This window comes from gamma proteobacterium symbiont of Axiagastus rosmarus, from assembly GCF_059730925.1.
The window spans coordinates 654,045-665,551 of the sequence record NZ_AP035925.1 but is presented as its reverse complement, the minus strand read 5'-3'; the positions used below and the strand labels follow the sequence as shown (position 1 = coordinate 665,551).

Here is an 11,507-nt window from a genome sequence, read left to right as displayed (position 1 = left end):
GCGGCGGCGCAGGTGCGGTATCGTCAATTAACAACAGAAAAAGTGAAAACATCAATGTGAGGCAGGTAATGACCACCAGCGATGCGGCAACACAAAAACAGATCCATAAATAACTGGAGGCATTGCACGGCTATTTTTTATTCTCATCGTCTGTCGCGGCCGGGAAAAGTAATGATATCTGATTAATGCATGAACATAGCATTGAACCTGAAGTCGCGGTAGAGGGGGTAATCACTTGCCGTTTGGTTTTTTTAACAGGCCGCCAGCCCTTGTTATGACTGCATTACCGGGGAAAAGGAGAAATTGATTAGCGAAAATTCTCCGGTGCGTTGTACAAGCGGCAAAAGGGTGTTCTATAGTAAATAAAACTGATATAAATCACTAACTCAGCCTTTAAGAATTTTCTTAGGTGGCAGGGCATTAAGTTCGTTTGCCGATCGCGGCGTCTTTGAATCGCCACGGATAATCTAGACACTTTCGAGCCGTTGATAATATTTGTTTTCGTATTCAGTTGGTGGCATCTGATCGCTCGAGCCATGCCGACGCTTACTGTTATAAAACATTTCGATGTAATCAAAAATATCACTGCGGGCTTCTTCCCGTGTTCCGTAGATCTTTTTCTTAATCCGTTCGCGTTTCAGTAGCTGGAAAAAGCTTTCCGCAACCGCGTTGTCGTGACAGTTACCGCGACGACTCATGCTGCCTTCCAGACCGTGTGATTTCAGGAACGATTGCCACTCATGGCTCGTGTATTGACTGCCCTGATCAGAATGAACCAGTACCTGTTTTTGAGGATTACGCCTCCACACCGCCATTAATAATGCGTTCAGGACAATCTCTTTTGTCATGCGGGGTTGCATTGACCAGCCGACAACTTTCCGGGAGAACAGGTCAACCACCACGGCCAGATACAGCCAGCCTTCGTGAGTTCGGATGTAGGTTATGTCCGTCACCCAACGCTCATCTGGTGAGTCCGGATTGAACTGCCGCTGGAGCCTGTTCGGTACCACGATGCTGGCTTCGCCTTTACGTGCCCGTGGGCTACGGTACCCAACCTGAGCTTTTATACCGGCACGCTTCATCAGCCGCCAGACCCGGTTCACTCCGCACTGCTGCCCGCTATCCCGCAGGTCCAGATGGATCTTGCGATAACCATAGACGCAGCCAGACGCAAGCCAGAACTGTTTGATCTGCCCGGTCAGCATCTGGTCTGCCTGGTGACGCTGTGAATGTGGCTGCTGAAGCCAGACATAAAATCCACTCGGATGGACGTCCAGAACCCGACAGAGCAAACGAACAGGCCAGCAACGGCGGTTGTCGCGGATAAAGGCGTACCTCAGTCGGACAGTTTTGCGAAGTACGCCGCGGCTTTTTTTAGTATGTCTCTCTCGTCGGTAACCCGCTTCAGCTCTTTCTGGAGTCGGCGGATCTCGGCCTGAGCATCTGACTGTTCTTTATTAGTGGATGAGTCCGGGCCGTACTTCTTTATCCAGGCGTAAAGACTGTGGGTGGTGATATCGAGACGTGTTGCAACGCTGGAAACAGAATGACCGCGATCAACAACCTGTTTGACTGCTTCGATTTTAAACTCTTCGGGATAACGCTTACCGCTCATGGGCACCTCTCTTTAAGCCATCTTAAATGACTCCGAGGTGTCTGTTAAAGCCGTGGCGATTCACTTGTTATTTACGGGTTCGTTTCATTAATAAATCACCAGGCGAAAAAGCACTGACATTGGATAATCAGTAAGGATTGATTATGAAACTCAAGCTTTTTCTTTTGGCTACCAGCCTGAGCGCCGCGCTCGCCCCTGCAACGGTTTTTGCTGCCACCACAACGGGAACCATCAATGCCACATTGACGCTCACCACCGGCTGTCTGGTAAACGGTCAGTCCGCCACCAGCGGGGTTAACTTCGGTACCCTGAACTTCGGTAGCAGCGCTGCAACCTTTGATACCTTAAACGCCACCCTGGTGGGGGCATCCGGGAACGGCATTTTTGTCCGCTGTACCACCGGTCAAACCTTCAATGTGCAGGTCACCAGCAGTAATCCGGCACCGGCCACCATTTACGGTACGGTGAGCGGCCAGCCGCGTTACCTGATTCTCGGCTCCAACAATACGCAGGGCATTGCTTACACGCTGTACAGCGACGCCGCGTTTACCACCGCCATCGCCAACAACACCAATATTGCCGCCAGCGGCACCACCGATCCGACGCTCGGCACCAACTATGCCATTTACGGTCGGGTAGTCGGCGGCGGCTTTAACCCACTGATTCCGGCCGGTACCTACACCGATACCATTAACGTGGCGGTGAATTACTGACGCCAGCGGTGGGGTAAGAAGGATGGTCTGGCTGCTGCGTGCTGGCAGCCTGGCCCTGCTGATAGGGAGCGTCCCGGCCTGGAGTTTGCCGACGGCCACCTTCCAGGTCTCTGCGTCAGTGGTGGCAGGCTGCGTGATTTCCGGTACCAATACCGGCGTGTTTGGCACGCTGAATTTTGGTACCCAGTCGGGCGTGGCGAGCAGCAGCGTCAGCGCCAGCTACGTGCAAAGCACCACCCTCACCCTCGCCTGCACACCGGGTACCGCCCTCAGCATGAGTATCAATGGCGGCAGCAATTACACCAGCAGCCGCAATCTCAAACACACCAGCAATACCGATACTGTGGCGTACAGCCTGTACACCAACGCAGCGCACACCACGGCGATCCCGGTTAACTCGCCGGTGGCGCTGAGTTACAGCAACGCCAATAACATCGTGCTGCCGATTTATGGCCTGTTAACCCTGCCCGGCCCGACGCGCGCCGGGACCTATACCGATACGTTAACCGTCACCCTGAGCTGGTGACGGCAGCATAAAAAAGGATGAAAGATGATGAGCCTGCGCGCCCTGCTTCTGTGGTTTCTTCTGGCCCTGTCGCCCGCAAGTTTCGCCGCCAACTCGCTGATGATCTGGCCGATCGATCCCGCCATCAATCCGCAGGAAAAAGCCAGCGAACTGTGGCTGGAGAATCGCGGTAACGCCACCACCATCATGCAGGTGCGCATCTTCAACTGGCAGCAGATTGACGGCCAGGAGCAGTATCAAACGCAGCAGCAGGTGGTCGCCAGCCCGCCGATGGTGCGGCTGGAGCCGGGGCAGAAACAGCTGGTGCGTCTGATTCGCCAGAGCGCGCCGCCCGCCGGCGTGGAGCAAGCCTATCGCGTGGTGCTGGATGAGATCCCGACGCCGCGCTCGCCGGGCGAGAATCAGGCCGGGCTAACCTTTCAGATGCGCTACTCGGTGCCGCTGTTTGTCTATGGCGATGGCCTGACGCGCGACAGCGCCAAAGCCGATCTTAGCTGGCGTCAGGTCAGCCGCGACGGCAAACGCTGGCTGGAGCTGACCAATCGCGGCAACGGCCACGCGCGCCTGAGCAACGTCACCGTCGGCGGTCGCGCGCTCGGCAACGGCCTGTTTGGCTATGTGCTGGCTAACAGCAGCCACCGCTGGCCGCTGAACAGCCCGGTGAGCGGTGAACTCGCGGCCGAGGTGAATAAAACTCACTGGCGCAGCGCTGCCGCGCGCTGATGAAACTGACGCCGCCTCCCTGCGCGCTGGCGGTGACCAGCGTGCTGTGTTTTTCCCCGCTGAGCAGCGCAGAGACTTTCTCTGAGCTGCCACCGCCGCCTGCCGTCAGCCACAGCGCCAGCGGCCAGCAATACATGCTGGAACTGGTGGTGAACCAGCGCGAACGGGGCGAGATTGTGCCGGTCGAGCGGCGCGACGGTGAGTTCTGGCTGCGCAGCGGCGATCTGCAGCGCGCCGGCATTCCGGCGGCGAAGCTGGCTGGCGAACAGGTCGCTCCCGGTCAGTTGGGGGAGGTTAAAGTGGAATACGATGAACGCCGTCAGCGCCTGCTGCTGACGGTACCGCCCGCCTGGCTGCCAGAGCAGACGCTCGGTCAGCCGCAAAACGGTCCGCGCTATCCCGGCCAGGCCAGCAACGGCGCGCTGCTCAACTACGACTTCTACGCTACGCGCACCGACAACGCCGGTTCGCGCCTCTCCAGCTGGAACGAGCTGCGCCTGTTCGGTCCGGCCGGCCAGTTCTCCAGTAACGGTGTCTATATTCAGCAGCTTGCGGGCGATACCAGCGGCCAGCAGCAGGGTTACATTCGCTACGACACCTGGTACAGCAACGAGAACGAGAACGCCGCGCTGAGCTGGCGCGCCGGCGATCTGATTACGGATGCGCTGGGCTGGAGCAACAGCGTGCGCCTTGGCGGCGTGCAGATCGCGCGTGACTTCAGCGTGCGACCGGATCTGGTCACCTACCCGCTGCCGGCCTTTAGCGGCCAGGCGGCGGTGCCGTCGTCAGTCGATCTGTTTATCAATGGCTATCGCAGCGCGCAGGCCAACGTTCAGCCGGGGCCGTGGTCGCTGACCAATGTGCCGTTCGTTAACGGGGCGGGCGATGCGGTGATCACCACCACCGACGCGGTCGGTCGTCAGGTGACGACAACGCTGCCGTTCTACGTCTCCAGCAGCCTGTTGAAAACCGGCCTGTCCGATTACGCCTTCTCCGCCGGGGCGATTCGCGAGAACTACGGCATCAAAAACTTTGATTACGGCGCAGCGGCGGCCAGCGGATCCTATCGTTACGGCCTGCGCGACTGGCTGACGCTGGAATCGCATGCCGAAGGCAGCAGCGACGTGGCGATGGGCGGTGCCGGCGCGCTGGTGAAGCTGGGCAGCCTGGGCGTCATCAACGCCGCGCTGGCGCAGAGCCAGCTGGACGGCAGGCCCGGCACCCAGTACAGCTGGGGTTACCAGTACAACAACAGCTGGTTCAGCCTCGGCACCCAGCACACGCTGCGCAGCGCGGATTTCGGCAACCTGGCGCTGGTCGGCAGCCGCGGCGACAGCGCCAATACCAGCTATTCGCTCGCCAGACGCAGCGCGCAGTACACCGCCAGCCTGTCGCTCAGCCAGTACGGCAGCCTCGGTCTGGCGTATCTGGACATCGCCGGCGGCAGCGGCGATCGCACCCGCCTGTGGAATTTATCGTGGAGTAAAAACCTGTGGGGCAACAGCAGTCTGTACATCTCCGCCAGCCGCGACCAGCAACAGGGCGACTGGAGCGGCGCGATTTCGCTGGTGATTCCGTTTGGCGAACAGAGCAGCGCATCGATCAGCGTCGAGCGCGATCAGCAGGGACAAAGCAATCAGCGCCTGTACGTGTCGCGCGCCATGCCGAGCGACGGCGGTTTTGCTTACGATGCGTCATGGGCGCATCAGGGCGGCGACAGCGGCGATTATCGTCAGGGCAGCCTGCGCTATCGCAACAACAAGATCGATACTTCCGCTGGCTTTTACGGCGACGATGACAACACCACGCAGTGGGCTGATTTCACCGGCTCGCTGGTGCTGATGGACAACCATGTGTTCGCCGCCAACAACATCAACGATGCCTTTGTGGTAGTGAAAACCCGCTATCCGGACGTGACGGTGCGCTACGAAAACCAGACGATGGGCCGCACCGATGACGCTGGCTATTTGCTAGTGCCGTCCATCAGCAGCTATTACGGCGCGAAGTACGATATCGATACCCTCGATCTGCCGGCTGACATGACCGCGCCGAGAGTGGAGCAGCGCTTCGCGGTGAAGCGCAAAAGTGGCTATCTGCTGAATTTCCCGGTGGAGCGCCTGCGCGCCGCCAGCGTGATCCTGCACGACAGCGACGGCCAGCCGCTGCCGGTCTCCAGCCAGGTGTTGCGCCGCGATCGCGCCACTGAATATGTCGGCTGGGACGGCCTCGTGTGGATGGAAGATCTCAGCGCCAGCAACCCGATGCGCGTGGTGACGCCGGACGGCCGCCAGTGCGAGACCACGCTGGCTATCGCTGAGGGGCAGCCTAAAGCGCTGCAGACTTACGGTCCACTCACCTGCCCGCTGCCGCCTGCCGCGCCCGGTACGGCAGTGAATGCCGCCAACAACTCACAGTCAGGGATCTCGCCATGAGGAAATTTCTGTTCTTGCTGCTGTGGCTGCTGCCGGCCAGCAGCTACGCGCTCTGTTCGCTTTCGGCCCCCAGCGCCAGCTTTGGCACGCAAACCACGTTTTACGTGCAGTCGACGGCGGTCAATACTTCCAGTAACACCAACGTTAACTGCGGCACCGGCACGCTCAACCTGCTGGGCAGCGATTACGTCGCCTATGCGTTTACCACCGCCAACTACCTGAGCGGCACGCGCGCCACCATGAAGGCATCGGCCAGCGGCACCGATAACGTGCCGATTCAGCTGTGCATCGACAGCGCTTGTGCCACCGAACTGCGCCAGGGCGGCAGCTATCGCTGGAACTCTTCCGCGCTGCTGGCGCTCGGCAACAGCCTCAATTTTGTCATTCCACTCTATTTCCGCACCGTGCCTGGCCAGGTGATTGCCGCCGGCAGTTACACCACCACCATCACGCTGACGGTGAGTTATAATGTGTGTGCCGGGTTAAATGTGGCCGGCGTGTGCGTCGGCACGGTGCAGAGCAGCAGCGGGACGGCGATGCCGATCACCGTGAATATGGTCATCACCAACGACTGCACCACGATTACGGCGCCGAACGTCAGCTTCGGCAGTGCACCGCTGGTCGGTAGTTTTTCTACTGTGCAGCAGACGATTAACGTGGTGTGTTCAAAGGGCAGCACGTATACGGTGGGACTGAGTAATGGCAGCTATTACAGCGGCACCACGCGCCAGATGGCGAGCGGCACTAACCGGCTGGCGTACGATATCTATAAAGGCACCACCAACACCAATCGCTGGGGCCCGAGCGGCAGCGACCGCTGGAGCAGCGCGACCTCGACATCGCTCAACGCGGATACCGTGACGCGCAACTTTACCTATACGGCGCAGATTCTGACTACGCAGAATACGCCCGCAGCGGGCAATTACAGCGATAGCGTGGTGGTGGATGTGGCGTTTTAGCGGGTGGGTAAGGAGTGGGTGATTCCCTCATCCCCCGCCTTCTCCCGCCAGCGGGAGAAGGGGCCGATCGCGCGGGCGTTGAGGTGAAGTGCAGGTCTGTGAAACCGCACCGAACGGTTCCCTCTCCCGCGTGCGGGAGAGGGTCAGGGTGAGGGCCAGCGCGCAGAGCAGGAGCATGCTTGCCCCCTCATCCCCCGCCTTCTCCCGCCAGCGGGAGAAGGGACCGATTGAGCGGGGGTTGAGGTAAAGCGCAGGTCTGCAAACCGCACTGAACGGTTCCCTCTCCCGCGTGCGGGAGAGGGTCAGTGTGAGGGCCAGCGCGCAGAGCAGGAGCAGGCTTGCCCCCTCATCCCCCGCCTTCTCCCGCCAGCGGGAGAAGGAGCCGACCGGGTGGATGTTTAGGTGAAGCGCAGGTTTGCGAAACCGCACCGAGCGGTTCCCTCTCCCGCGTGCGGGAGAGGGTCAGGGTGAGGGCCAGCGCGCAGAGCAGGAGCAGGCTTGCCCCCTCATCCCCCGCCTTCTCCCGCCAGCGGGAGAAGGGGCCGAACGAGCGGGTGTTGAGGTGAAGTGCAGGTTGGTGAAACCGCACCGAGCGGTTCCCTTTCCCGCGTGCGGGAGAGGGTTAGGGTGAGGGCCAGCGCGCAGAGCAGGAGCAGGCTTGCCCCCTCATCCCCCGCCTTCTCCCGCCAGCGGGAGAAGGAGCCGACCGGGTGGATGTTTAGGTGAAGCGCAGGTTTGCGAAACCGCACCGAGCGGTTCCCTCTCCCGCGTGCGGGAGAGGGTCAGGGTGAGGGCAAGTGAGAGAAAGTTAAAGTGAGGCCCAGCGCATACCAACTCGAACTACAGCGACGCGCCCACTACCGTTGCGCTGTGCCGCGCCTGGTACTGTTTCACCATGCGGCCAATCAGCAGCGTGCCCACCAGGCCGCACACTGCGGCAAACGACAGCCAGACGCCCGGCATCGCTTTATCGCCTGTAGCATGAATCAGATAGCTCGAAATCGCCGGCGTAAAACCACCAAACAGCGCGGTCGCCAGGCTGTAGGCCAGCGAAAAGCCCGAAGCGCGCACTTCAGCCGGCATGATCTCCGCCAGATATACCACCATCGCGCCGTTATAGCTGGCGTACAGGAACGATAACCACAGCTCCGCTTCCACCAGGTGCGCAAAGGTCGGCGATCCCACCAGCCCGTGCAGCACCGGCCAGGTTGTCAGGATCATCAACACGGTAAAGGTAATCAGCAGCGGCCGCCGCCCAACGCGGTCCGACAGCGCGCCCATCACCGGCAGCCAGAACAGGTTAGAGATGCCGACAAACAGCGTAACGAGGAAGCTCTGCTTGTCACTCATCATCAGCACGGTTTTACCAAAGGTCGGGGTGAACGCGGTAATCATGTAGAACATCACCGTGGTGGTGACCACCATCAGCATGCCGGCCAGCACCAGCGCCCAGTTCTGTCCCACGGAACGCACAATCTGGCCCATCGACGGGTGCGATTTGCGCTGGCTGAAGGCTTCGGTCTCTTCCAGCATGCGGCGAATCCAGAACAGGAACGGCACAATCAGACAACCGACCACAAACGGAATACGCCAGCCCCATTCGGTCACCGCGTCCTTCGCCAGCAGATGATTAAGCCCCAGCCCCAGCAGCGCGGCGAAGATCACCGCTACCTGCTGGCTGCCCGACTGCCAGCTGACGTAAAAGCCTTTGCGGCCTTTGGGGGCCACTTCAGACAGATAAACCGAAACGCCGCCGAGCTCCACGCCCGCCGAGAAGCCCTGCAGCAGGCGGCCAAGCAGAATCAGGATCGGTGCCGCCGCGCCCAACGTGGCGTAGCCTGGCACCAGCGCGATAGTCAGCGTACCGAGCGCCATCAGGCCGAGCGTCAGCAGCAGCCCTTTGCGTCGGCCGTGATGGTCAATGTAGGCCCCCAGTATAATCGCCCCGAGCGGACGCATCAGGAAGCCGGCGCCAAAGGTCATCAGCGTCAGCATCAGCGAAGCAAACGGATCGTCGCCCGGGAAAAAGGTTTTTGCAATGGCGGTGGCGTAGTAGCCAAACACCATAAAATCGTACATCTCAAGAAAGTTACCGCTGGTAACGCTAAAGATGGTTTTGGCACCGCCCTGCGATGACTTTTGTAAAGCGTGACTTGAGCTCATATCGTCCTTCCTGGTTTTTCTCCTGTTTTAGCCTGCCGGCGCGTGAATAGATGTGATCCTGTTCACCATTGCACTTTACAAAAGTACGAACAAAGGTAACAAACAGTTAACACGACCGGTCCGATCAGCTTATGAGGAAAGTTAATAATTCTGGGCTTTCCAGGTGACAGGTGCAGCACAGACTATCGACTTTACCAGTAGCATAAATTCAGCGATATCAAGCCTCAGCAAGCAATATCATGAGCCTTACCCCACTCTTTTTAATGCCTTTTTCATTAGCAGAACTTATTAAGATCAGTCTTAGAAACGAGACGATTCTGGTACATGGCGCTATCCCCTCCCCCTTTATGCTGGGCAGGCAACGGTAATCACGCCGTTGTTGATTTTGGTGGAGAATATTTATGCTAACACCTCTCAGCTTTGACCCCTTTTCATCCATTAATACCTTGCGAGTGGGCACGCCTTATCCGCTGCTGAGCGGCAGCCTGCCGGCGCAGGCCGGTGAAGTCATTGAATTCATTATCAACGATCACCGCTACAGCACGCCGATTGCCGCCGACGGCAGCTGGTCATTTCAGCCGCCGTTCTCGCTGAGCGAAGGCAGCCATGACATGGTGGCGTGCATCGGCGACAGCGGTGAGCCGCATCCGTTCTCTGTTGACGTCGCGCTCTCGGTGCCGGACAAACCGGCGATCACCGCGCTGTTTGATGACGTTGGCAGCGAAACCGGCCCGGTCGGGCGCGGTCACACCATTGATGACACCACACCCAAAGTGCAGGGCTATGCGCTGCCGGGCAGCACGGTGCGGCTGTACGATCACGACAGGCTGATTGGCAGCACCGTGGCCAGTAAAAGCGGCGAATGGTCGCTGGAGCCGCTGCTGGGCGCGGGCGGGCATCAGCTAACCGTCACCGCGACCGACGAGTTTGGCCGCGTCAGCGAACCTTCTGACCACTTCGACGTCACCGTGGTTGAGAGCGGACCGGTGCCGCCGACCATCAGCTACGCGATTGACGATGTCGGCACCGTGCAGGGCCAGCTCGCCAGCGGTTCCACCACCGACGACTTCTCGCCGCTGATCGTGGGCCGCGCGGAGCCGAACAGCATCGTTTATCTGTTCGCGCAGAACGATCACGGCGGCATCGGCTATAAAGGCAGCGTTAAAACCGATGCCAACGGCGACTGGGTGATTCAGTCGCGCGCGATGATCAGCGGTGACGGCATCTACACCTTCTACGCCTCCTATGAGAACAGCAAAGACGACTACCGCCCGGATTTCAGCCTTAATATGTCGGCGCTGGAGAATCTGCGTCCGGCTATCGACTGTGCGCGTGACGATACCGGCGCCCATACCGGCCAGGTGTACCATCGCGGCACCACCGACGATAAAACGCCGGTGCTGGAAGGTCGCGGTGCGCCGGGCAGCATCGTTGAGATTGAGTACAACCTGAGTAACAGCGGCTGGCACAGCGCAGGCAGCGTGACGGTCGATGCGCAGGGCAACTGGCAGTTCGCTGGCTTTGAACTGACCTATTTCGGCGAATGGGGTTTCCGCTCGCGCGGCGTGGCCGATGGTAAAGCCAGCGCGTGGAGCGATAAGTTTGAGCTGCTGGTGATCCCCGGCGCGCCGCTGGAACCGACCATCGACTACGCCTGGGACAACGCGGGCCCGCTGCAGGGGCCGGTTTATCAGCACGACTCAACCGATGACACCACGCCAACGCTGCACGGCAGCGGCACGCCGGGCCAGGTGATTGAGATCGAATATGGCGTGCAGGGTGAAGGCTTGCGCCACGCCGGCAGCGTGCTGGTCGATGCCGACGGCAAGTGGAGCTTCACCTCGCCGTATCTGCATCAGCCTGGCGTGTGGGAATATCAGGCGCGCGCCTCGACCGGCGAGATGAAGAGCAACTGGAGCAGCAAATTCGTGCTCGACGTCAGCCCTGACGCCGCGTTCGATCAGCAGGCGCAGGATGAAGCCCAGCCGGACGCGCTGACGCTGCACCAACTGCTGAGCGAAGGTGGCAAAGGGCTGTTCATTGAGGATGACAGCACCCAGCTGCTGGTGAACGGCAAGCCGGGCGACAGCGTGCAGCTGCAGGATATTCTGCCAGCAGGCGAAGCGGTTGATGGCTGGACGCAGCAGACCGGCACCCTGACCATTGCCGGCACGCAATACAACGTCTGGAACCACGGCGACGCCGAACTGCTGGTGCAGGATGGCGTGCAATTACAGCTGGTGTGATCCCCCGATGCCGTGCGCGTAGCACGGCATCACCCCGCTCTCTTTCCCCGGCTTTTAATCCGCTCGGACTTTTCTCCCTTCGGGACAGGTCTCATACAGCGCTTTACGTCATCTATTACAAAATGCGCCC

Annotated in this window: 8 protein-coding genes; 6 read left to right on the top strand and 2 right to left on the bottom strand. The window is 59.8% G+C overall.

Features of this window, described 5'->3' with window-relative positions; translation table 11 throughout:
• Positions 1-467: 467 nt before the first annotated feature.
• Positions 468-1,615 (bottom strand): IS3 family transposase gene (locus AC6I8F_RS03190; protein ID WP_117111563.1). Its coding sequence is split into 2 segments (ribosomal slippage): positions 468-1,378 and positions 1,378-1,615, totalling 1,149 coding nucleotides; the frame shifts between segments, so codons are not numbered across the junction.
• 143 nt (positions 1,616-1,758) lie between these two features.
• On the opposite strand from AC6I8F_RS03190, the gene AC6I8F_RS03185 reads away from it, so the two are divergent.
• From AC6I8F_RS03185 to AC6I8F_RS03165, 5 genes are read left to right on the top strand one after another with little or no spacing between them, the layout of a single operon-like run.
• The gene (locus AC6I8F_RS03185; RefSeq protein WP_021509578.1) at positions 1,759-2,328 is read left to right on the top strand and encodes a spore coat protein U domain-containing protein; all 570 of its coding nucleotides are present in this window, start codon (positions 1,759-1,761) and stop codon (positions 2,326-2,328) included.
• 22 nt (positions 2,329-2,350) lie between these two features.
• Positions 2,351-2,854, top strand: coding sequence for a Csu type fimbrial protein (locus AC6I8F_RS03180; protein WP_021509579.1), 504 nt, complete (start codon positions 2,351-2,353; stop codon positions 2,852-2,854).
• Between the two features lie 24 nt (positions 2,855-2,878).
• Complete coding sequence (locus tag AC6I8F_RS03175; RefSeq protein ID WP_370445701.1) at positions 2,879-3,577, top strand: fimbrial biogenesis chaperone; 699 nt, start codon at positions 2,879-2,881, stop codon at positions 3,575-3,577.
• Entirely contained in the window at positions 3,577-6,009 is a 2,433-nt protein-coding gene (locus AC6I8F_RS03170; RefSeq protein ID WP_498028505.1) for a fimbria/pilus outer membrane usher protein, read from the top strand. Before AC6I8F_RS03175 ends, AC6I8F_RS03170 begins: the two co-directional genes overlap by 1 nt.
• Positions 6,006-6,968, top strand: coding sequence for a Csu type fimbrial protein (locus AC6I8F_RS03165; RefSeq protein WP_215481556.1), 963 nt, complete (start codon positions 6,006-6,008; stop codon positions 6,966-6,968). The genes AC6I8F_RS03170 and AC6I8F_RS03165 overlap by 4 nt, the downstream gene beginning before the upstream one ends.
• 840 nt (positions 6,969-7,808) lie before the next feature.
• Here the strand turns inward: AC6I8F_RS03165 and AC6I8F_RS03160 are convergent.
• A complete protein-coding gene (locus AC6I8F_RS03160) occupies positions 7,809-9,131 on the bottom strand; it encodes an MFS transporter (protein ID WP_021509584.1) in 1,323 nt (440 codons plus the stop codon).
• Positions 9,132-9,532: 401 nt separating this feature from the next.
• Here AC6I8F_RS03160 and AC6I8F_RS03155 point away from each other — a divergent pair, with 401 nt between their 5' ends.
• The gene (locus AC6I8F_RS03155) at positions 9,533-11,377 is read left to right on the top strand and encodes an Ig-like domain-containing protein (RefSeq protein WP_498028504.1); all 1,845 of its coding nucleotides are present in this window, start codon (positions 9,533-9,535) and stop codon (positions 11,375-11,377) included.
• Positions 11,378-11,507 lie beyond the last annotated feature (130 nt).